Here is a 20762-nt window from a genome sequence, read left to right on the forward strand (position 1 = left end):
TGTCGTTTCGGCATCGATGCTTGACGAACCGGCGAGCTCGGGTCAATAATCACTCCAGACGTTAAATCGATTTATCACGAGGAAGTGGTGACATGGCCCGCGTACGCATCTCCGACGTGGCGGCAGCGGCCGGTGTGTCGGTCACGACGGTCTCGCTCGTGCTGAACGACGTCGAGTCGCGGATCTCGCAGGAGACACGAGACCGCGTGCGCGCCGCCGCCGCCGCGGTCGGCTACGCGCCGAGCGCCCTCGCGCGCGGCCTCCGCCAGCAGCGCACCAAGACCGTCGGGCTCATCTCCGACCAGATCGCCACCACGCCCTTCGCCGGCCGCATGCTCGCCGGTGCGCAGGACGTCGCCCGCGCGAACGAACACCTCGTCTTCCTCGTCGACACGGGATCGGACGCCGCGGTGGAGGACGCCGCGATCCGGGCCCTCACCGCGCAGCAGGTCGACGCGCTGATCTACGCGGCGATGTGGCACCGTATCGTCCCGGCCGACGTGAAGCTGCCCGCCGACACGGTGCTGCTGGACTGCCGTCCGGCGGACGGCGTGACGGGCTTTCCCAGCGTCGTGCCCGACGACCGCGCCGGCGGCGCCGCGGCGACCCGCGAGCTCGTCGAGGCGGGCCACACGCGCATCGCGTACATCGACACCGACGAGGACCCGGGTCGTCCCATCGCCGCCGATCTCCGCCTCGAGGGCTACCGCGAGGTGCTCGCGGCATCCGGGATCGTCGTCGACGACGAGCTGCACGTGCACGGGGAGACCTCGCACCGCGGCGGGCGGGGCGCCGCCGAGCGCCTGCTCGACCTCCCGTCGGAGCGCCGCCCGACGGCGATCTTCTGCTTCAACGACCGCATGGCCACGGGGGCCTACACCGCGATCCACGCACGCGGGCTGCGCATCCCCGAGGACATCTCGATCATCGGCTACGACGACCAGCAGTTCATCGCCGCCGAGCAAGACCCCCCGCTGACCACCGTCGCGCTGCCCCACTACGAGATGGGCCGCTGGGCGATGGAGGTCGCACTCGGCATCCGCGAGGGGGGAAAGGATGCCGTTCACCAGATGGAGTGTCCCGTCGTCCGACGAGACTCCGTGGGCCCGCCGCCGGCGCATGTCGCCAAACCGAACCGGCGACGGACCTCACAACACACCGAGCGGTCGCTTTCGGCGACCCCCGATCGGTGATCGACGCACGCGTCGATCACGAGACAAGGAAATCACAATGAAGCGCACATCCGTGTCGGTCCTCGCTGCGGCGGGGCTCGTCGGGGTGCTGGCACTGACCGGCTGCGGTCAGGCCGGCAAAGGTGACAGCACGACCGAGGACGGTCGTACGAAGCTGACGATGTGGACGCACTCGGCCGGAAACCCGGCCGAGCTCGCGGTCTACCAGCAGATCATCTCGGACTTCAACGCGTCGCAGGACCAGTACGAGGTGGTCGAGGAGTCCTTCCCGCAGGGCGCCTACAACGACGCCGTCGTCGCTGCGGCGGCATCCGGCGACCTGCCCTGCCTCCTCGACCTCGACGGGCCGATCATGCCCAACTGGGCGTGGGCCGGCTACCTGCAGCCGCTCGGCATCGACACCAAGATCACCGACGCCCTGCTGCCGACCGCCGTCGGCACGTGGGACGGACAGATCTACTCGGCCGGCTACTGGGATGCCGCGCTGTCGATCTTCGCCCGCAAGTCCGTTCTCGAGGCGAACGGCATCCGCATCCCGACCGTCGACAAGCCCTGGACGAAGGACGAGTTCGGCTCCGTGCTGGCCACGCTGAAGGCCGCGGGCTACGAGACCCCGATCGACATCGGCGCCGAGGACAAGGGCGAGTGGTGGCCCTACGCCTACTCTCCCTTCCTGCAGAGCTTCGGCGGCGACCTCATCGACCGCTCGAGCATGCTCACCGCCGAGGGCGCGCTCAACGGCGACGACGCCGTCGCGTGGGGCACGTGGTTCCAGAACCTCTTCCGCGACGGCTACGCCAACGCGAACGGCACGGTCGGCAACCAGGAGTTCGTCGACAACAAGGTCGCCCTCAGCTACACCGGCGTGTGGAACGCGCTCGCCTCGGTCGACGCCGTCGGCGACGACCTGCTGATCCTGCCCCCGCCGGACCTCGGCACCGGCCCGAAGATCGGCGGCGGCTCGTGGCAGTGGGCCATCTCCAAGGGCTGCAACGACGCCGACGGTGCCCGCAAGTACCTCGAGTTCAGCTTCCAGGACAAGTACATCACCCAGTTCGCCGACCAGCAGATCGTGATCCCGGCGACCGATTCGGCCGCGCAGGCCTCGAAGTACTTCAACGATGAGGGCGTGCTGCGTCCCTTCGTCGAGCTGTCGCAGAAGTTCGCGGTGCTGCGTCCCGCGACGCCGGCCTACGCCGTCATCTCCACGACGTTCGAGACCGCCGCGAAGGACATCATGAACGGCGCCGACGTCAAGACCTCGCTCGACCAGGCGGTCAGCGAGATCGACGCCAACATCTCGTCCAACGACGGGTACGGCTTCACCAAGTGAGCCCGAGCGGGTGGGACCTCGCGTCCCACCCGCTCCGCTCGACGACCTCGAAAGAGTCACCATGACTGTCACCCCTGCCACGGCCGCGGCCGAGAAGCCGCGCCGCGCCCTGAGCCGCTTCCGCTCCATCCGCGGACGTGAGACGTGGGCCGGCCTGGCGATGATCGCCCCGGCCGGCATCCTCCTCGTCCTGTTCCTCGTCATCCCCGTGCTGCTCGCCTTCGGGCTCTCGTTCACGAACGCGCGCCTCATCTCGCCGAACCCGCCGCGCTTCGTCGGCCTCGACAACTTCGCCCGTGCGTTCGGCGCCGACCCGATGTTCCTGCAGTCGGCCTGGAACACCTTCCTGTTCGCGCTCGTCGTCGTGCCGGTGCAGGCCGGCCTCGGCCTGCTGCTGGCGGTGCTCGTCAACCGGCGGATGCGGGGCGTCACCGCGTTCCGCGTGATCTTCTTCATCCCCGTCGTGACCTCGATCGTCGTCGTCTCGATCCTCTGGAAGTTCATGTACCAGAAGGACGGGCTCATCAACTCGTTCATCGACACGCTCACCTTCGGCGCCTGGCAGAGCGTCGACTGGCTCAACAACCCCACCACCGCGCTGCCGGCGATCATCGTGCTGTCGATCTGGCAGGCGGTCGGCTTCCACATGATCATCTGGCTGTCCGGTCTGCAGACGATCCCGGAGGAGCTCTACGAGGCCGCGAAGATGGACGGCGCGAGCCCCTGGCGCCAGTTCACGAGCGTCACCTGGCCGGGACTGCGTCCCACCATGGTCTTCGTCCTCGTCACGATCACGATCGCCGCGCTCGGGCTGTTCGTGCAGGTGGACGTCATGACGCAGGGCGGGCCGACCGGCTCGACCTCCACGATCGTCTACCACGCCGTCCGCAAGGGCTACCAGCAGCAGGAGATCGGGTACGCCGCGGCGATCTCGCTGATCTTCTTCGTCGCGGTACTGATCATCGCGCTCATCCAGCGCCGGCTCACGCGAGACAAGGACTGAGTCATGACCGCCACCGTCACCCCCCTCGCCGCTCGCGTCCGCAAGGACGCCAGCGAGAGCCGTCGTCGCCGCCTCGGCCGGATCCTCACGTACGTCGTGATGAGCGGCTTCGGCATCCTGTTCCTGTTCCCGCTCGTGTTCATGTTCGTCTCGAGCCTCAAGCCCGACGCCCAGATCCTCCGCGACGTGAACTCGCCCGCGGCGTTCCTGCCCGTCGGCGACATCAGCCTCGACAACTACTTCGGCGTGTTCGACCGGGTCCCCGTCGCCCAGTTCATGTTCAACTCGGTGCTCGTCACCGTGCTGACCGTCGGGCTCGGGCTCATCGTCAACTCGATGGCGGGCTTCGCCCTGTCGCGCCTGCGGTGGAAGGGACGCCTCGTCGTGATGGCGCTGATCATCGCGACCCTGATCGTCCCGTTCGAGACGATCGCCGTCCCGATGGTCTACTGGGTCTCCCAGCTGCCGACCCTCGTCATGGAGGGCGGCGTGCTCAAGTACGACTTCGGCTGGCTGAACACCTACCAGGTGCAGATCGTGCCGTTCATCGCCAACGCGTTCTCGATCTTCCTGTTCGCCCAGTACTTCTCGACCATCCCGGCCTCGCTCGACGAGGCGGCGCGCATCGACGGGGCCAGCTGGTTCACGATCTACCGCCGGATCATCGTGCCCCTGTCGGGGCCGGCGTTCGCGACGGTCGCGATCCTCACGTTCCTCCCCGCCTGGAACCAGTACCTCTGGCCGCTCATGGTGGTGCAGAAGGAGGGGCTGCGGCCCGTGATGGTCGGGATGCAGTACTTCTTCCAACTGAACACGGCGTGGGGAGAGGTCATGGCGTACACCTCGCTGATCACCCTCCCCGTCCTCATCGTGTTCCTCGTCTTCCAGCGCGCGTTCGTCAGCAGCATCGCGGCCAGCGGAGTGAAGGGCTAAGCGCACATGTTCGACCTCTCCTCATCCTGGGTGTGGGACTACTGGTTCGCCGACGACGGCGAGACCTACCACCTCTTCTTCCTGTACGCCTCGCGCGCCCTGCACGACCCGGACGCGCGTCACTACCGAGCCTCGGTCGGCCACGCCGTGTCCGACGACCTCGTGACGTGGACGCCGGTGGCCGACGCCATCGTCCGCGGCGAGGCGGGCAGCTTCGACGACCTCGCGACCTGGACCGGCTCGACCGTCCGCGGCGACGACGGGCTCTGGTACCTCTTCTACACGGGGTCGTCGCTGGCCGCCGACGGCAAGAACGTGCAGCGGATCGGCTGCGCGACCTCGCCCGACCTCCTGGTGTGGACGAAGGTGCCGGGACCGCTGCTGTCGGCATCCGGCCCCTGGTACGAGACGCTCGCCGACGGCGACTGGCACGACGAGGCCTTCCGCGACCCGTGGGTGTTCGCCGATCCCGACGGCGACGGCTGGCACATGCTCGTGACCGCCCGCGCACCCGAGGGTCCGGCCTTCGGCCGCGGCGTCATCGGCCACGGCTGGTCGCCCGATCTGAAGACGTGGGAGCTGCGCCCGCCGCTGTCGGCGCCGAGCGAGCGGGGCTTCGGGCAGCTCGAGGTCATGCAGGTCGAGGTCGTCGACGGGCGGCCCGTGCTGCTGTTCTCCTGCCTCGCGGAGCACGCGATGCCCGCTCGCGCCGTCGAGCGCGGCGGCACGTGGGCGGTTCCCGCGGCGAGCGTGCTCGGGCCGTTCGAGGTCGAGGAGGCCTACCCCGTCACCGACGAGAGCCTCTACGTCGGGCGGCTGCTGCGGCGGCGCGACGACGGCCAGTGGCTGTTGTTCGCGTTCCACAACCTCGACGAGCACGGCGCGTTCGTCGGGGGCATCACCGACCCCCTGCCCGTCGGCTGGGTCGATGGCCGCCTCACGGTGCGGGAACTCACCCGACCGTCCTGACCGATACAGACAGAAGGATCCGACGATGCATCCTCGCCTCCGCGGACAGCGTTCCGCCACCACCCGATCGACCGTGCTGCGCACCGTGCGGGGGGTCGTCTGCGCCCTCGGCACGGTCGTGGCGCTCGCCGCCGCCCCCGCCGTCACCGCCTCGGTGTCTGCCTCGGCATCCGAGCCGGCCCCGAGCCTGCGGGCGCAGTACCACTTCACGGTGCCGGACCACTGGAAGAACGACCCTCAGCGACCCGTCTACATCGACGGCGCGTTCCACTACTACTACCTGTACAACGCCGACTACGACGCGAACCCGTCGGCCAACTTCGGCACGGCGTGGCGGCTCGCCACCACGACCGACGGCGTCTCCTTCGCCGATCAGGGGATCGCGGCGCCGAAGGGCACCAACGCGAACTACGACCTCTGGTCGGGCTCGGCCGTGGTCGATCACGCCGGCACCGCGGGGTTCGGTGCGGGCGCCGTCGTGATGCTCGTCACGCAGATGGACCATCCGACACCGGCCCAGAAGCTCGACGCGTCGGGGCAGCAGGCGCAGTTCCTCTGGTACTCGATCGACGGCGGCCGCACGTTCCGCCCCGACGGGGACCAGCCGGTGATCCCCGGAGACGGGCGGCGCGACTTCCGCGATCCGAAGGTGGTGTGGGATCCCGACCACCAGCGGTGGGTCGCCCTCATCGCCGAAGGCGACCGGGTGAGCATCTACACCTCGCCCGACCTCCACTCCTGGACGCGTCGGTCGGAGTACGTGAACACCGGCATCGGCACGATCGAGTGCCCCGACCTGTTCCGCATCCGCGCCGACGACGGCACGTTCCACTGGGTGTTCGGGGTGAGCGCCAACGGCTTCGCGACCGGCGAGCCGGCGACCTTCGCGTACTGGACGGGCTCCTTCGACGGGGAGCGGTTCACTCCCGACCGGACCGCCCCGCAGTGGCTCGACCACGGGTTCGACTGGTACGGCGCCGTCACCTGGGAGGACCCGTCCGCCCCCGACGACCGGCGGTACGCGGTCGCCTGGATGAACAACTGGGACTACGCGCATTCCTCCGTGACCTGGCCCTCGGACGGGTTCACCGGCACCGACTCCATCACGCGGGAGATCCGGCTCGTGCGCGACGGGACCGGCTACACGCTCGCCTCGCAGCCGGTCGCGGCGCTGCAGCAGTACGCGTCCGCGCGCCACGAGCTCGGCGACGTGACGGTCGACGGCTTCCGCGAGCTCGCGTACCAGGGCGACGCGTACGAGATCACGACGCGCGTCAGTCGGCAGACGGCCCAGAACATCGGTCTGCAGCTGCGCCGCTCCGCCGACGGCAGCCGGCACGCGGATGCCGGGGTCACCTCCTCGTACGCGTACCTGAACCGCGGTCAGACGGGGCATCCCTCGCCGACCCACAAACTCGAGAGCCGGACCCCGTTCGACGGCGGGGCGGGAGAGGTCACCCTCCGCATCCTCGTCGACCGGACGACGATCGAGGTGTTCGTCGACGACGGACGCTACGTGCAGTCGAGCCAGGTGTTCGCTCCCGCCGCCGATCGCGGCCTGGCGCTGTACACGAGCGGGGGACCGGCCGTGTTCCACGACCTCACCATCACGGAGTTCGCCGGCCTCGCGCAGCGACCGGCGCGCGTGATCGCCGACTTCGAGGGGACGACGTGGGGTGACGGCTGGACCGCGACCGGGAGCCTCGCGGGGATCGGCCCGTCCGTCGCGGAGCTTCCCGGCCAGGTCGGTGCGCGCGTCGCGGACACCTTCGCGGGATCGGACGCGGCCACCGGCGTGCTCACCTCGCCTCCGTTCGTCGTGGACCGCGATCGCCTGCACCTCCTGATCGCCGGCGGACGGCATCCGCTGGGGGTCGAGCCGGCCACGTCGGTGCAGCTGCTGATCGACGGACAGCCCGTGCGCACGGCCACCGGCGACGACTCCGCGACACTGCGCCCCGTCGACTGGGACGTGCGCGCGTTCGCGGGGCGGACGGCGCAGCTGCAGATCCTGGACGACGCGACGGGAGCGTGGGGACACCTCATGGTCGACCACGTCGTCCTGAGCGACTGAGCTCGCGCGGGGCGGCGGGGCGACGATGGGATAGCGTCGGAGGCGGGTCCGCGGGTGGGCGGACCCGCCGGCGACGAAGGAGAGGCGACATGGCGCGACCCAAGCTCCAGGACGTCGCCACGCGCGCCGGCGTCTCCGTCACGACGGTCTCGCGCGTGCTGAACAATCGCGGCTATCTCAGCGACGAGGTGCGGGCCCGGGTCAACGCGGCCATCGCCGAGCTGGGATACCGCCCCGACGGGATCGCGCGTTCGCTCATCGGACGCAAGTCGGGACTGGTCGGGGTGATCGTCCCGACGGTCGCCGACCCCTTCTTCGGCGAGCTGGTGGCGGCGATCGAGAACGCCCTGGCCGAGCGCGGGTACAAGGTGCTGCTGTGCGACTGCCAGGAGAACCCCGAGCGCGAAGCCGAGTACCTCGATCTCCTGCAGGCGAACCGCGTCGACGGCGTGATCACCTCCACCCACAATCGCGAGGTCCGCGGCTACGACGCCGCCGAGCTGCCCCTCGTCGCCGTCGACCGCCGCATCGGCCCGCGCGTGCCGATCGTCCGCGGCGACAACGCCGCCGGCGGACGCCTGGCCACGGAGCACCTGCTCGCGCGCGGAGCGCGCCGGCCGCTGCTCGTGACCGCGACCGACCACCCGGGCAACGACCGCGCCCGCGCCTACCGCGACGTGGTCGCCGCCCACGGGATCGAGCCGCGCGTGCGGGCCTACGGGTACTCGACTCCCGCCGACGAGCGTCGCGCGCTCATCGAGACCTGGCTCGCCGAGACCGGGGCGGACGCCGTGTTCGCGACCGACGACCTCACCGCGCTGATGGCGCTGGAGTGGGCCCACAAGACGGGGCGGCGCGTTCCCGACGACGTCCGCATCGTCGGCTACGACGGTTCCGCGGCCGTGCGGCTCGGCATGCCCGGGCTGACCACCGTGCGTCAGCCGATCGCCCGCCTGGGCGCGCGCGCCGCGGAGCTCATCGTCGACCGCATCGCCGACCCCGACGCTCCACCCGCCGCCGAGCCGCCGCTGCCGGTGGAGCTGCGGCTCGGCTGGACGAGCTGACCGGCCTCAGCGCTGCGGGTCGACCACGGCGAGCGGGGTCACCGACATCGCGTCGATCCTCACCGGGGCATCGACCGCCTCGACGCTGACCGGCGTCGTCGCGGTGGGATAGGCCGCCATCGTCAGCGACGAGCCGTCGCCGGTGAACACCTCGATGCTGGACGCATCGACGAGCACGTCGAGCTCCAGCCGGCCCCCGGCATCCACGGCGCTCGTGCGCACCGTGCGATAGGTCTCGGAGAGCCGCCCGGCCACCGTGTCGTGCGCACGGTCGACGAAGACCGCGCCCGCCGCCGCGTCGTAGCCGACGGTCACATCGCCGCCGGCCTCTCCCAGTCGCAGGCGCAGGGTGCCGCCGGACGGGTCCAGCGTGACGCGCAGACGGTAGGACGCGGATGCCGGCTGCACCGCGAGAGGCGCGATCGCGCCCGGCTCGATGGTCTGCGCGGGAGCCGACGATGCGTCCCCCTCCAACCCGCGCAGAGCCTCGGCCGGACGCGACCGCAGTCGGAGCCGACCGTCGCTGTCGTCGAGGACGATGCGGCGCGTCACCGACAGCGCCCCGCCCTGCCAGCCCTCGGTCGGAAGATCCCTCGCGTACGCCCAGTTGTTGATCCACCCGAGCGCGTAGCGCTCGCTCAGCCGGTCCGTCGCGGATCGGCGGGGATCGTCCCAGGTCACGGCGGCGTAGAAGTCGGCGCCGTCGTCGAGCCACTGCGGGTCGGCGGCATCCGCACTGAAGCGCTCGCCGTCCCAGCTCCCCGTCCAATAGGCCAGGCCGGTCGTGCGTCCCTCGCGCGTCCCGTCGGCGCTGGCGGCGAGGATCCAGGTGCGCCGGCCGGAGGCGGGGTCCACCATCTCGAACAGATCGGGGCACTCGAGTAGCCCCAGACCGTCCGCGTCGAGGTCGGAGACGTAACGCCAGGAGCGCAGGTCGCTCGAGACGTAGAAGCCGATGCGCTTCCCCTCCGCGAGCGTCATGACCCAGCGGTCGTGGCGGTCGTCGCGCACGATCTTGGGATCTCGCCAGTCGACGGCGCCGGGGTTGTCCATCACCGGGTTCCCGTCGTACTCCTGGAAGGTGTAGCCGTCGTCGGTGGAGAAGAAGAGCGACTGGCGCTGCACGCCGTCGTCCTGCTGCGTCACGAGGGCGACGACCGCTCCGGCGCCGAACCCGGCGCTGCCGGTCTCGTCGACGACCGCGGAGCCGGTGAGGATGTCGCCGAGCCCGTTGCGGTACTTCTCGATCGCGACGCCCTCGTTGCGCCACGTCACGAGGTCGTCGGATGTCGCGTGGTACCAGGCGGTGCCGTTGCCGTGGGGGTAGTCGGCGTTGTAGAGGTAGTAGAGGTGCCATGTGCCGCCCGCGAACACGGGGCGCTGCGGATCGTTGATCCAGTGCGCGGCGGGCGTGAGGTGGAAGCCGGGGCGGAACCGCTCCCAGTCGGCCGGGCGGTCGAACGTCAGCGCGTCCCCGCCCGGTGCGGTCGGTGTCGGTGTCGGCGACGGGCCGCGGTCGTCGCGGCCCGCCACGACGACGGCCGCCACCACGAGCATCACGGCCAGGGCCGCCGCGGCGGCGATGACGAGGGCGCGCCGCCGCGACCCGCCCCGCCGCCGCGGCGTGCTCACGAGGTGCTCCGGCGGTCCCGCCGACGCGCGCTCCGCAGCGCGAGCGCGCCCGCGGCGCCCAACGCGACGGCGACGGCGATGCCCGCGGCCGCTCCGGCGATCGATCCGCCGGTCGCGGCGAGCCGCTCACCCGGACGGGGCCCGGGCTCCGCCGTCACCTCCGGGGTGAGCGGAGGTGCCGTGGTCGCCTGGAGCGTGGTCGCCCTCACGACGGTCGGCGCCGTCGCGCGGGTCGCGGTGACCACCGCGGTGTTCTCGACGTCGCGCGGCCCACCGGCCACCGTCGCGTCGAACGCGACCTCCACGATCTCGCCGTCCTGCACCGCCGTGACGGCGACCCGGAGGCTCCCCGAGACGCACGAGACCTCGACGCGGTCGGCGGACACGTCGGTCAGATCGACGAGGTAGCCGGTGTCGGGCTCCATCCGGGGGGTGGAGCGGACGCTCACGCCGGCTGCGCAGTCGATGTCCTGGCCCGGTGTCACCGTGTCGACGACCTCGACGGTGTCCCAGGGGCCGCGCGGGGTGTCGATGCTCCAGCGGACGACCGCGGGTTCGGTCGACGTCCACAGCCCGTACTTGTTCGCGGCATCCCGGTCGACGACGCCGTGGAAGGCGCCCGGCACATCGTCGGCGCGCAGACGGCTCGTCGCGGAGGACGTGAACGACTCCGGGGTGCCGGGTGTCGTGGATGCCGTGGTCGTCACGATCGTCTCTCCTCGTCGGTTCGCGGGGTCGTCGGCCGCGTCGGTCAGCGTGATGGACAGGTCGCCGTCGGGGCCGAGCACGGCGATGCCGATCACCGCCCCCGAGGCGGCGATCCAGCGCCCGTCCCCGAGGCTCGACGAGGCGTGGTCGGGCAGCGCCAGCCGCACGGTGTCGCCGCCCCGGGCGGAGTCGGGCAGCTCCCACACCGTCGACGTCGTGACGGTGTCGGCTCCGACGCCGGTGGTGCTGGTCGCGATGAGGTCGTCGCCGGTGGCGCCCCGGGCGGAGGCGCCACCGGCGATCGTGACGACCGCGGCCAGGATCGTCGTACCGAGGCCGATCATCCCCCGGCTCGCGGTCGCGCCGATCATTCCGCTCCCACCTCCGGGGTGGCCCGGCGACGCGCACGCAGGACGAGCGTCGTGCCGGCGGCGGCGAGGGCGAGGCCCCCGATCACCGCCCCGGCGACGAGGGCGCCGTCGCCGCCGGTGCGGGCGAGCGACCCGCTGCGCTGCGCGCCCGCCAGCGGGGTCGAGGTCGCTGCGGCCGGCGCCCCGGTCGGGGCGGCCGACGCCGAGGGGTCGGGCGTCGGCGTCGCCGCGGGGGCGGACGACGAGATGCCGCCGGCCGCGAGGATCAGCGTCGTGTCGAGGTGGCCGTCGACGGTGTCGGCGACCGCCGCCACGATGGAGGTCTCCGCTCCCGGCGTCACCGCGGCCGTGCAGGTGAGGGCCGTCGTGAAGCCGTTCATCTCGGTGTCGTGCGCGGTCGACGGGGTGCGTCCGTCCGCGTTCGACACGAACGACGCGGCGTTGCGGGTCGCGTTGATGGTGTCGATGCCCGCCGGCACGCCGTCGATCAGCGAACACCGTGTGCCGTCGACGAAGATGCCCAGCGCGTCGGTGTAGTCCTTGGCCTCCCAGACGCCGTACTCCTCGCTCCCGAACTGGTAAACGATTGACAGAGTGTCGCCGGCGGGGACCACCGTCAACGCCAGCTGCGCGGCATCGTACGTCGTGGCGCCGATCGCCGCGGACAGCTCCGCGGAGCCCTCGCCGCCCAGGTCACCGGTGGTCGTCAGCGTGCTGTTCGGCCCGGTGAGCGCGGACCGCGAGAAGTCCACGTCGGCGGACGAGCTCGGATCGGCGGCGCGCAGCGACCCCGTGGTGAGGGCGACGCCGGACCCGATCGCGGGGTCGAGCGCCGCGCCGGTGAAGGTGCCGATCTGCACGGCGCGCCCGTGCGCGATGGCGGCGTCGCGCAGTTGGATGTTGCTGCCGATCAGCGTCGCCGCGGCATCCTGGACGGAGATGGACTCCAGCGTCGTCACATCGGTGGCGGCGGATGCCGAGGCGGCGAACGCCGCGGCGGCCACGAGGCCGACGGCGGCGCCGGCGGCGAGGACGCGGCGTTCGCGCGTCGTGCGGAGATGGAACATGGCACTCCCTGGTGCTGTCGGTGCACCGCCGCCCGCGGGCACTGCCGGGGGCGCGACGGTGCGAGGGGGGATGAGAGATGGGCGTGCGCCCCGAGAGTCGATCCACGGGTCCCTCCGGATCGGAGGTCTCCACGGATGAGTGAACCATGGCGACTCGCGATATGTCAAACGTTTGACATATCGCGCCCCCTCGCCCTAGGCTCAGCCGCGAGAGACGACCACGCCTTCCGCCCTTCTGAGAAAGCAGACAGACGTGACCACCATTGACCCCCGCCGCCGGCGCCGCCCCCTCGCGCGTGCGTTGGCGATCGTCGCGACCGCCGCGGCCGCGGCGACGCTGCTCGCGGCATCGCCCGTGCAGGCCGCCGACGAGATCGACGCCGTTCCCGGCCACCCCGCTCCCACCGTGCACACCCAGCAGGCGTACGATCCCGCCGCCGACTTCACGGCGCGCTGGACCCGTGCCGACGCGCGGCAGATCGCCGCGATGAGCGATCCGACCGCGGCTCCGCGGCAGAACTCCCTGCCCGAGGAGTACACGATGCCCACGGTTCCGCAGGACTTCCCCGACATGAGCAACGACCAGGTCTGGGTCTGGGACAGCTGGACGCTGACGGACGAGACCGCGGCCCAGCCGAGCTTCAAGGGGTGGGAGGTCGTGTTCTCGCTCGTCGCGGATCGCAGCCTCGGGTTCGACGACCGCCACACCTTCGCGCGCCTCGGCTACTTCTTCCGCAAGGCGGATGTGGCCGAGCGTCCCGCCGACGGCGGATGGACCTACGGAGGCCTCGTCTTCCCCGACGGGGCGTCGGGAGCGATCTTCGAGGACCAGTCGTTCAGCCACCAGACCGAATGGTCGGGCTCCACCCGCATCTTCGACGGCAACAAGCTGCGCATCTTCTACACCGCGGTGGCGTTCTACCGCAACGAGGACGGCAGCAACCGCAAGCCCTACGACCCGCGCATCGTGCAGAGCGAGGGGCGCATCTTCGCCGACGAGAACGGCGTCTGGCTGACCGGATTCCGCGACCAGCACGACATGCTGCAGGCCGACGGCACGTACTACCAGACCGGTGCGCAGAACGAGTTCTTCAACTTCCGCGACCCGTTCACCTTCGAGGACCCGGCCCACCCCGGCAAGACCTTCATGGTGTTCGAGGGCAACACCGCCGCCCCGCGCGGCGAGCGCGTGTGCACGGAGGAGGACATGGGCTACCGCACCGGCGACCCGTACGCGGAGACGGCCGCCGAGGTCATGGACCGCGGTGCCCACTACCAGCTGGCGAACGTGGGTCTCGCGGTGGCCGACAACGCCGCGCTGACCGAATGGACCTTCCTCCCGCCGATCCTCTCGGCCAACTGCGTGAACGACCAGACCGAGCGCCCCCAGATCTACATCAAGGACGGCAAGTACTACCTGTTCACCATCACCCATCGCGGCACCTACGCCGCGGGCGTCGACGGGCCCGAGGGCGTCTACGGCTTCGTCGGCGACGGCATCCGCAGCGACTTCCAGCCCGTCAACCGCGGATCGGGTCTGGCGCTGGCGAGCCCGTCGAACCTGAACTTCGCCGCGGGCACGCCGTTCGCCCCCGACGTGAACCAGCACCCCGGTCAGTTCCAGGCGTACTCGCACTACGTCATGCCGGGCGGGCTCGTGCAGTCGTTCATCGACACGATCGGCACGAGCGACGACTTCGTCCGCGGCGGTACCCTCGCCCCCACCGTGAAGGTCGACATCGACGGATCCTCCGTGACGGTCGACCGCGCGTACGGGGACAACGGCCTGGGGCAGTGGGCCGACATCCCCTCGGGATACGCGCACGACGTCCCGGCGACCGCGGACGTGCGTCCGACGCGGTGACCGTGCACGGCTGACGCTCGTCGCGGAAGGCTCCCCTCTCCTCGTGGGAGGGGAGCCTTCCGTGTCCGCACGGACAGGCGGGCCGGCCCCTGGCTACGCTGAGGACGACCGAGGGAGGTCGCCATCGACGAGAGCCCGGTGCCGGCGGACCGGATCGTCGCCGCGCTCGGCGACGTGAGCAACATCGCCGCATCCACGCACTGCGCCACGCGGCTGCGCATCGCCGTCGTCGATCCCGCCGCCGTCGACGAGCGCGCCCTGGCCGGGATCGACGGCGTGCTGGGCGTCGCGCGCGTGGGCGAGCAGGTGCAGATCGTCGTCGGGCCGCGTCGGGTCGCATCGACACACGAGGCGCTCCGCGAGCTGGTGGACGCCGCGGCCGCCACCGCGCCGGCGCCGGGCGAGGCGCCCGTGCCCGATGCCGCCGCCGACGGTGCCTCGGGACGGCGCTGGCTGCGACCCGTGACCGTGGTGATGGACGTCATCGTGCCGCTGCTGCCGACCTTCGTCGCCGGCGGACTCCTCCTCGGGCTCCACAACCTGCTGACGGCGCCGGGCATCCTCGGACCGGCGGCGGCGGTCGAGGCGCTGCCCGGGATCAGCGGGATCGCCGCCCTGATCGGCATCCTCGGGGTGGGGGTCTTCACGCTCCTTCCCGTGATCGTCGGGTTCTCGGCCGCGCTGCGGTTCGGGACCAGTCCGTACCTGGGCGCCGCGATGGGCGCCGCCCTGGTGGTCGCACCCTTCCTCGTGGATGCCGGGGTGTTCCCCGCGCTGCGGCTCGACGGCGCCGGGGGATGGACCATCGCCGGCGTCGATGTGCTCGGCATCGACTACCGGGGCACGGTGGTGCCCATGATCGCCGTCGCCTACGTGCTCGCGCGGGTGGAACGGCTGTGGACGCGCCTGCTCGGCGGCACGGCGCGCTACCTCTTCGTCCCCACGCTGACGCTGCTCGTCACGGGACTCCTCGCCTTCCTCGTGATCGGGCCGGTCCTGGGCTGGCTCGGCGACGGTCTGGCCGCCCTGCTCACGGCGGCGTACGAGGCCACGGGCATGATCGGCGGCGCCCTCTTCGGCGCCCTGTATCCGCTCCTGGTCGTCACGGGGACCCATCAGAGCCTGGTCTCGGTGGAGCTGGGCCTGCTCGGCCAGGGCGGGTCGTTCATCTTCCCCGTCGCGGGCGCGGCGAACCTCGCCCAGGCGGGCGCCTGCTTCGCGGTGGCGCTGCTCGCCCGGCGACGCTCGTCGATGCGGGCGCTCGCCGCCGGCGCCGGCCTGCCCGCGTGCCTCGGCATCGCCGAGCCGGCCATCTTCGGCATCACCCTGCGGCTGCAGTTCCCGCTCGTGGCCGCCGTGATCGCCTCGGCGGCGGGCGGCGCGATGCTCGCCGCGTGGAACGTGCAGGCCGTCACGCTGGGCGCGGCCGGCGTGCTCGGGATCGCCTCCATCGCCCCGGGTCTCGGCATCCCCTATCTGGCGAGCGTGGCGACCAGCGCCGTGGTCGCGTTCGGGCTGACCCTCGGCTGGGGGCGGCTGCGCCGACGCCCGATCGATGACGGCGCGCCCGGCGCCGACCTCCGCCCTCCCGCCGCGCATCCAGGCGGCCTCGGTACCCTGGAGACATGACCGAGTCCAGCCCCGTGCGCACCACCCGTCCCCGACAGGTGCGCCCCCGCACCGAGGGCTGGACCCAGCGGGTGGATGCCGACGGCAAACCCCTGCTGCAGTTCGCCGCGCCCAAGCGCGGGATGCCGCCCGTGCACCTGGCCGACCTGACGCCCGAGCAGCGCGTCGAGCGGGTGAAGGAGCTGGGGCTGCCGGGGTTCCGGGCCAAGCAGGTCGAGAAGCACTACTTCCAGCACTACACGTCCGACCCCGCCGCGATGACGGATCTGCCGGCATCCGGACGGGAGGAGCTGGTTGCGGGCCTGCTGCCGCATCTGCTCACCGAGGTGCGACGGCTCGAGACCGACCGCGGCGACACGATCAAGTTCCTCTGGAAGCTGCACGACGGGGCGCTCGTCGAGTCGGTGCTCATGCGCTATCCCGGCCGCATCACGCTGTGCGTGTCGAGCCAGGCCGGCTGCGGCATGAACTGTCCGTTCTGTGCGACCGGTCAGGCGGGGCTCACCCGCAACATGTCGGCGGCGGAGATCATCGAGCAGGTCGTCCGCGCGAACGCGGCGATCCGTGCCGGTGAGCTGGGCCCCGCCGAGCACGCCGACGAGCGCGTCACCAACATCGTCTTCATGGGGATGGGGGAGCCGCTCGCCAACTACAACCGGGTGATGCAGGCCGTCCGCACGATGGTCGACAAGGATCACGGGCTCGGGATGAGCGCGCGCGGCGTGACCGTGTCGACCGTGGGTCTCGTGCCGGCGATCAACAAGCTCGCCGCCGAGGACATCCCGGTGACGTTCGCCCTGTCGCTGCATGCGCCGGACGACCACCTGCGCGACGAGATGATCCCGATCAACTCGCGCTGGAAGGTGGACGAGGCGCTCGATGCGGCCCGCGGCTACTTCGAGAAGACCGGCCGCCGCGTGTCGATCGAGTACGCCCTCATCAAGGACATGAACGACCACGCCTGGCGCGCCGACCTGCTCGCCACCAAGCTCAACGAGCGCGGTCGCGGCTGGGTGCACGTCAACCCGATCCCGCTGAACCCCACGCCCGGGTCGGTGTGGACCGCGTCCGACAAGGAGGTGCAGCGCGAGTTCGTGCGCCGACTCAACGAGGCCGGCATCCCGACGACCCTCCGCGACACCCGCGGCAAGGAGATCGACGGGGCCTGCGGCCAGCTCGTCGCGACCGAGGAGGACCGCGCCGTCGCGGCAGCCGTGCCCGTCGACTGACCCGGCCCGGTGCGCGCCGGCGGTAGCGTTGAGGAATGGTCAACTATCGCTATCTCGGCAACAGCGGCTTCAAGGTCTCGGAGATCACCTACGGCAACTGGGTGACCCACGCCTCCCAGGTGGAGAACGACGCCGCCATCGCCACCGTGCACAAGGCACTGGACCTCGGCATCACGTCGTTCGACACGGCTGATGCCTACGCCAACACCGCCGCCGAGGTCGTGCTGGCCGAGGCGCTGAAGGGCCTCGAGCGCACCGACTACGAGGTCTTCACGAAGGTCTACTGGCCGATCGGCAAGAAGGGCCCGAACGACCAGGGCCTGTCGCGCAAGCACCTCTTCGACGGCATCCACGGCTCGCTGCGCCGCCTGAACGTCGACTACGTCGACCTGTATCAGGCGCACCGCTTCGACTACGAGACCCCGCTCGAGGAGACGATGCAGGCCTTCGCCGACATCGTCCGCCAGGGCAAGGCGCTCTACATCGGCGTGAGCGAGTGGACGGCCGAGCAGCTTCGCGAGGGCGCGGCGCTCGCGAAGGAGCTGAACTTCCAGCTCGTCAGCAACCAGCCGCAGTACTCGGCGCTCTGGCGCGTCATCGAGGGCAAGGTCGTCCCGACCTCCGAGGAGCTCGGCATCTCGCAGATCGTCTGGTCGCCGATGGCGCAGGGCGTGCTCAGCGGCAAGTACCTGCCCGGACAGCCCGTTCCGGACGGCTCGCGCGCGACCGACGAGAAGAGCGGCGCCAACTTCATCAAGCGCTTCCTCAACGACGACACGCTCGCCGCGGTGCAGAAGCTCAAGCCGATCGCCGAGCAGGCGGGCCTCACCATGCCGCAGCTCGCGATCGCGTGGGTGCTGCAGAACCCGAACATCTCGGCAGCGCTCGTCGGCGCGTCGCGCCCCGAGCAGCTCGAGGACTCGGTCAAGGCCTCCGGGGTCGTGCTCGACGCCGAGGTCATGTCGGCGATCGACGCGGCCCTCGCGCCGGTCGCGGTCACCGACCCCGAGGAGACTTACACGGTCTCGCCCGCCTCGCGCCCGCTCTGATCGTCGAGGCCGCGAGTCGCGGAGCCTGACGCTGATGGTCACGACGAGTGCCGGCATCCTGCTGTACCGGAGAGATCCGGACGGCACGGTGTCGGCGCTCGTCGCGCATATGGGCGGTCCCCTCTGGGCACGCAAGGACGAGGGCGCCTGGTCGATCCCCAAGGGCGAGTTCGACCCGTCGCAGGAGTCGGCGCGGGATGCCGCGGTGCGCGAGTTCCGCGAGGAGCTGGGCGTCGACCCGCCGGCGGTCGACGACGTCGAGCTCGGAACCTTCGCGTACGCGTCGGGGCGCAAGACGGTCACGGTGTTCTGCCGCGACGGCGCCGGTTTCCTGACTTCCGCCGCCGAGCGCGCCGCGCTCGTGTTCGGGTCGTTCGAGATGGACTGGCCGCCGCGGTCGGGGCGTCGTCAGCGCTTTCCCGAAGTCGATCGCGTCGAGTGGATGCCGCTCGCCGAGGCTCGTCCGCGCCTGGTCGCCGGGCAGCGGCCGGCGCTCGACGCGTTGGACGTGCTGCTGCGCCAGGAGTGACCCTCTTGTGGTCGCACCGTCCGCGGCGCAGACTGTGCGCGGCGGAAGGAGCCATCATGGCGCACGGCGACATCACCCACATCGACATCCCCGTCGCGGACCTCGCGAAGGCGGCCGCGTTCTACTCCGATCTGTTCGGGTGGCAGATCGCGGAGCCGCCCGGTTTCGAGGGCTACCCGATGTGGTCGGCGCCCAACGGCATCAGCGGGGGCGGGCTCGCGCCGCGCAGTGACGGGTTCACGCAGCCGCGGTCGTACGTCGAGGTCGACTCGATCGACGACACCATCGCGAAGGCCGAGGCGGCGGGGGCGACCGTCGCCATGGCCAAGGAGCCGATCACCGCGAAGAGCTGGTGGGCGATCATCGTCGACCCCGACGGCAATCACATCGGACTGTTCGAGGGCACGACCCAGGACTAGCGCTTCTTCTTCGGCGCCGCCGACACGTCGAGCTGAGGGTGCAGGCCGCCCAGCGACGACCACGCGCTCGCGGTGCCCTTTGCGGCGTGCTCGGCACCGCGGACGGCGCGCTCGTCGGCCCACTCGTTGAGCACGTGGCCCTGGTGTCCGCGGACGTGCTCCAGCACGACGTCGGGCAGGCCCGCCGCGCGGCGGGCGTCGCGGGCGGCGATGAGCTGTTCGAGGAGGTCGCGGTTCTTCGTCGGCGCGCCCGTGGAGGTCTTCCAGCCGCGGCGGCGGTGCCCGTCCATCCACGACGAGTAGGTGTCGATGGCGTACTTGGAGTCGGCCTGCACGACGAGGTGCGCGGTGTCGGCGTGGTCTTCGATGGCCTTCAGCAGCCCCATGAGCTCGCCGATGTTGTTGGTGCCGCTCGGGATCGCGCCGGCGGCCCAGTGGCCGTCCTCCCCGACCCACGCCCAGCCGGTCGGTCCCGGGTTGCCCTTGCAGGCGCCGTCGGTGGCCACGGTGTAGGTGTCGTTCGGGTCGGTCGCGGAAGTCACCGTTCGACGGTACTCGATGGGGCAGGCGGCGGACGCCGCGGGCGCGTCGTGGCTCCTCTCGTATGCTGACGACATGACCGGTGTGCGCGTGACGACCGAGCTGGACGACATCGACCTGGGCCTCGTGCACCGCTGGCTCTCCGAAGAGGCGTACTGGGCGCTCGGGCGCAGCCGTGAGCTCGTCGAACGCGCCGCCCGGGCGTCGCTGAACTTCGGGGCTCTGGATGCCGAGGGTGCGCTGGTCGGCTACGCGCGCGTCGTCACGGATGCCGCGACGTTCGCCTGGGTGCGCGACGTGTTCGTGGCTCCCTCTGCGCGCGGTGCGGGTGTCGGCACGCTGCTGGCCGAGACGATCGCGGCCACGGTTCGACCGTGGGGACTGAAGCGGACGATGCTGGCGACCGCCGACGCCCACGGCGTCTATGCGAAGGTCGGCTTCGTGCCGCTGCCGAATCCCGAGCGGATGATGATCCTCGGCGGCTGACCCCCTGCCGGGGGCGGGATGTTCTCACCGCCGACGACGGGATGGCCTGGCTGATCCACGGACGGATCACCGCGGTCGCGAAAGCGGTGACCGCTCCTGATGGCGACGATCGCACGCTGGATCAGGCGCGCGCCGACGTGTTCTGCGACCGTCCGCGCTGCAGAAGATCGCCCGCTGGCGCGCGGCGCGCTGCATGGCACCCTTTTGCATTGCTCGCCGCCCATTCATGCGCCCTGAGATTTTCGAAGAGCCTTGATATTGATAACTGCGGTTGGGTCTGATTTCCGCTGGCTTCGATGGAGACTTTTGTCTAGTAATTTCTGAACCGCGGCCAAGAATTGGAGTTCATGATCGCGGTTAGGTACGTTCGAAGTCCAGAGGTCAAGGCCGGAGCGGACTTCAATCTTCTGGGAACAGCGGACGAGTCCGTTTCGAGGGAATCCGGGGGATATCGGTGTTGCGCATCCAGTATTGGACACTCTTGCTGGGTGTCATCCTGCTCATCAACTCCGTTCTCATACTTATGAACGCTGACGGGCACGTCGCGGGCTATGTGAGCGGTGCGATCTGCTTGCTGGCGGGGATTGCGAACGTGATCTACGCTTTCTGGCGCCGCTCGGCGACGCGGAATCCGTCGGCTTCGCAGCGAGACTGATCCGTCCGCGAACCT

At 70.8% G+C, this 20762-nt stretch carries 19 protein-coding genes; 15 read left to right on the forward strand and 4 right to left on the reverse strand.

Translation table 11 applies throughout. The features are described 5' to 3' along the window. Nucleotides 1-92 precede the first annotated feature (92 nt). The 7 genes from MHO01S_RS12775 (at nucleotide 93) to MHO01S_RS12805 (ending at nucleotide 8569) form a co-directional block, all read left to right on the forward strand. On the forward strand, nucleotides 93-1193 hold the full coding sequence (locus MHO01S_RS12775; protein WP_060959304.1) for a LacI family DNA-binding transcriptional regulator: 1101 nt from the start codon (nucleotides 93-95) through the stop codon (nucleotides 1191-1193). A gap of 37 nt (nucleotides 1194-1230) precedes the next feature. Then, nucleotides 1231-2526, forward strand: a complete 1296-nt coding sequence (locus MHO01S_RS12780; RefSeq protein ID WP_060959305.1) for a sugar ABC transporter substrate-binding protein — start codon at nucleotides 1231-1233, stop codon at nucleotides 2524-2526. A gap of 61 nt (nucleotides 2527-2587) precedes the next feature. After that, entirely contained in the window at nucleotides 2588-3529 is a 942-nt protein-coding gene (locus MHO01S_RS12785) for a carbohydrate ABC transporter permease (protein WP_082734123.1), read from the forward strand. Nucleotides 3530-3532: 3 nt separating this feature from the next. Continuing rightward, entirely contained in the window at nucleotides 3533-4462 is a 930-nt protein-coding gene (locus MHO01S_RS12790; RefSeq protein WP_060959306.1) for a carbohydrate ABC transporter permease, read from the forward strand. A gap of 6 nt (nucleotides 4463-4468) precedes the next feature. Next, the gene (locus tag MHO01S_RS12795) at nucleotides 4469-5431 is read left to right on the forward strand and encodes a glycoside hydrolase family protein (RefSeq protein WP_060959307.1); all 963 of its coding nucleotides are present in this window, start codon (nucleotides 4469-4471) and stop codon (nucleotides 5429-5431) included. 25 nt (nucleotides 5432-5456) lie between these two features. Continuing rightward, nucleotides 5457-7505 (forward strand): glycoside hydrolase family 32 protein, encoded by a 2049-nt coding sequence (locus tag MHO01S_RS12800; RefSeq protein WP_082734124.1) that lies wholly within the window; start codon nucleotides 5457-5459, stop codon nucleotides 7503-7505. An 89-nt stretch (nucleotides 7506-7594) separates the two neighbouring features. Continuing rightward, the gene (locus MHO01S_RS12805) at nucleotides 7595-8569 is read left to right on the forward strand and encodes a LacI family DNA-binding transcriptional regulator (protein ID WP_061782396.1); all 975 of its coding nucleotides are present in this window, start codon (nucleotides 7595-7597) and stop codon (nucleotides 8567-8569) included. Nucleotides 8570-8575: 6 nt separating this feature from the next. Here MHO01S_RS12805 and MHO01S_RS12810 read toward each other — a convergent pair whose 3' ends face one another. From MHO01S_RS12810 to MHO01S_RS12820, 3 genes are read right to left on the reverse strand one after another with little or no spacing between them, the layout of a single operon-like run. Further along, on the reverse strand, nucleotides 8576-10201 hold the full coding sequence (locus tag MHO01S_RS12810; RefSeq protein WP_061782397.1) for a glycoside hydrolase family 32 protein: 1626 nt from the start codon (nucleotides 10199-10201) through the stop codon (nucleotides 8576-8578). Then, entirely contained in the window at nucleotides 10198-11280 is a 1083-nt protein-coding gene (locus MHO01S_RS12815; protein WP_061782398.1) for a hypothetical protein, read from the reverse strand. Before MHO01S_RS12815 ends, MHO01S_RS12810 begins: the two co-directional genes overlap by 4 nt. Next, nucleotides 11277-12347, reverse strand: coding sequence for a choice-of-anchor L domain-containing protein (locus MHO01S_RS12820; protein WP_061782399.1), 1071 nt, complete (start codon nucleotides 12345-12347; stop codon nucleotides 11277-11279). The genes MHO01S_RS12815 and MHO01S_RS12820 overlap by 4 nt, the downstream gene beginning before the upstream one ends. 253 nt (nucleotides 12348-12600) lie before the next feature. Here MHO01S_RS12820 and MHO01S_RS12825 point away from each other — a divergent pair, with 253 nt between their 5' ends. The 6 genes from MHO01S_RS12825 to MHO01S_RS12850 all read left to right on the forward strand — a co-directional run bounded on the left by MHO01S_RS12825 (nucleotide 12601) and on the right by MHO01S_RS12850 (nucleotide 19066). Beyond that, a complete protein-coding gene (locus tag MHO01S_RS12825) occupies nucleotides 12601-14211 on the forward strand; it encodes a glycoside hydrolase family 68 protein (RefSeq protein ID WP_255266097.1) in 1611 nt (536 codons plus the stop codon). Between the two features lie 138 nt (nucleotides 14212-14349). Next, complete coding sequence (locus MHO01S_RS12830; RefSeq protein WP_061782400.1) at nucleotides 14350-15840, forward strand: PTS transporter subunit EIIC; 1491 nt, start codon at nucleotides 14350-14352, stop codon at nucleotides 15838-15840. Continuing rightward, a complete protein-coding gene (gene rlmN / locus MHO01S_RS12835) occupies nucleotides 15837-17069 on the forward strand; it encodes a dual-specificity RNA methyltransferase RlmN (RefSeq protein WP_060960240.1) in 1233 nt (410 codons plus the stop codon). Before MHO01S_RS12830 ends, rlmN begins: the two co-directional genes overlap by 4 nt. A 35-nt stretch (nucleotides 17070-17104) precedes the next feature. Beyond that, nucleotides 17105-18118 (forward strand): aldo/keto reductase family protein, encoded by a 1014-nt coding sequence (locus tag MHO01S_RS12840; protein WP_060960239.1) that lies wholly within the window; start codon nucleotides 17105-17107, stop codon nucleotides 18116-18118. Nucleotides 18119-18152: 34 nt separating this feature from the next. Continuing rightward, nucleotides 18153-18647 (forward strand): NUDIX hydrolase, encoded by a 495-nt coding sequence (locus MHO01S_RS12845; protein ID WP_060960238.1) that lies wholly within the window; start codon nucleotides 18153-18155, stop codon nucleotides 18645-18647. 56 nt (nucleotides 18648-18703) lie between these two features. Then, complete coding sequence (locus tag MHO01S_RS12850) at nucleotides 18704-19066, forward strand: VOC family protein (protein ID WP_060960237.1); 363 nt, start codon at nucleotides 18704-18706, stop codon at nucleotides 19064-19066. Here MHO01S_RS12850 and MHO01S_RS12855 read toward each other — a convergent pair. Further along, entirely contained in the window at nucleotides 19063-19608 is a 546-nt protein-coding gene (locus tag MHO01S_RS12855) for a ribonuclease H family protein (RefSeq protein WP_060960236.1), read from the reverse strand. The genes MHO01S_RS12850 and MHO01S_RS12855 overlap by 4 nt on opposite strands. A 73-nt stretch (nucleotides 19609-19681) precedes the next feature. On the opposite strand from MHO01S_RS12855, the gene MHO01S_RS12860 reads away from it, so the two are divergent. Further along, the gene (locus MHO01S_RS12860) at nucleotides 19682-20092 is read left to right on the forward strand and encodes a GNAT family N-acetyltransferase (protein WP_060960247.1); all 411 of its coding nucleotides are present in this window, start codon (nucleotides 19682-19684) and stop codon (nucleotides 20090-20092) included. Nucleotides 20093-20133: 41 nt separating this feature from the next. After that, nucleotides 20134-20373, forward strand: coding sequence for a hypothetical protein (locus tag MHO01S_RS16505; RefSeq protein WP_157553790.1), 240 nt, complete (start codon nucleotides 20134-20136; stop codon nucleotides 20371-20373). Nucleotides 20374-20762 lie beyond the last annotated feature (389 nt).

Origin of the sequence: Microbacterium hominis NBRC 15708 (assembly GCF_001592125.1) — a bacterium.
Classification (GTDB): domain Bacteria; phylum Actinomycetota; class Actinomycetes; order Actinomycetales; family Microbacteriaceae; genus Microbacterium; species Microbacterium hominis.

Bases quoted from the DNA above. Each gene is read 5' to 3' on its own strand.
- rlmN (WP_060960240.1), top strand. From the start codon at position 15,837: ATGACCGAGTCCAGCCCCGTGCGCACCACCCGTCCCCGACAGGTGCGC.
- MHO01S_RS16505 (WP_157553790.1), top strand. From the start codon at position 20,134: ATGGCCTGGCTGATCCACGGACGGATCACCGCGGTCGCGAAAGCGGTG.
- MHO01S_RS12790 (WP_060959306.1), top strand. From the start codon at position 3,533: ATGACCGCCACCGTCACCCCCCTCGCCGCTCGCGTCCGCAAGGACGCC.
- MHO01S_RS12840 (WP_060960239.1), top strand. From the start codon at position 17,105: ATGGTCAACTATCGCTATCTCGGCAACAGCGGCTTCAAGGTCTCGGAG.
- MHO01S_RS12820 (WP_061782399.1), bottom strand. From the start codon at position 12,347: ATGTTCCATCTCCGCACGACGCGCGAACGCCGCGTCCTCGCCGCCGGC.
- MHO01S_RS12795 (WP_060959307.1), top strand. From the start codon at position 4,469: ATGTTCGACCTCTCCTCATCCTGGGTGTGGGACTACTGGTTCGCCGAC.
- MHO01S_RS12815 (WP_061782398.1), bottom strand. From the start codon at position 11,280: ATGATCGGCGCGACCGCGAGCCGGGGGATGATCGGCCTCGGTACGACG.
- MHO01S_RS12860 (WP_060960247.1), top strand. From the start codon at position 19,682: ATGACCGGTGTGCGCGTGACGACCGAGCTGGACGACATCGACCTGGGC.
- MHO01S_RS12775 (WP_060959304.1), top strand. From the start codon at position 93: ATGGCCCGCGTACGCATCTCCGACGTGGCGGCAGCGGCCGGTGTGTCG.
- MHO01S_RS12785 (WP_082734123.1), top strand. From the start codon at position 2,588: ATGACTGTCACCCCTGCCACGGCCGCGGCCGAGAAGCCGCGCCGCGCC.
- MHO01S_RS12845 (WP_060960238.1), top strand. From the start codon at position 18,153: ATGGTCACGACGAGTGCCGGCATCCTGCTGTACCGGAGAGATCCGGAC.
- MHO01S_RS12850 (WP_060960237.1), top strand. From the start codon at position 18,704: ATGGCGCACGGCGACATCACCCACATCGACATCCCCGTCGCGGACCTC.
- MHO01S_RS12780 (WP_060959305.1), top strand. From the start codon at position 1,231: ATGAAGCGCACATCCGTGTCGGTCCTCGCTGCGGCGGGGCTCGTCGGG.
- MHO01S_RS12800 (WP_082734124.1), top strand. From the start codon at position 5,457: ATGCATCCTCGCCTCCGCGGACAGCGTTCCGCCACCACCCGATCGACC.
- MHO01S_RS12805 (WP_061782396.1), top strand. From the start codon at position 7,595: ATGGCGCGACCCAAGCTCCAGGACGTCGCCACGCGCGCCGGCGTCTCC.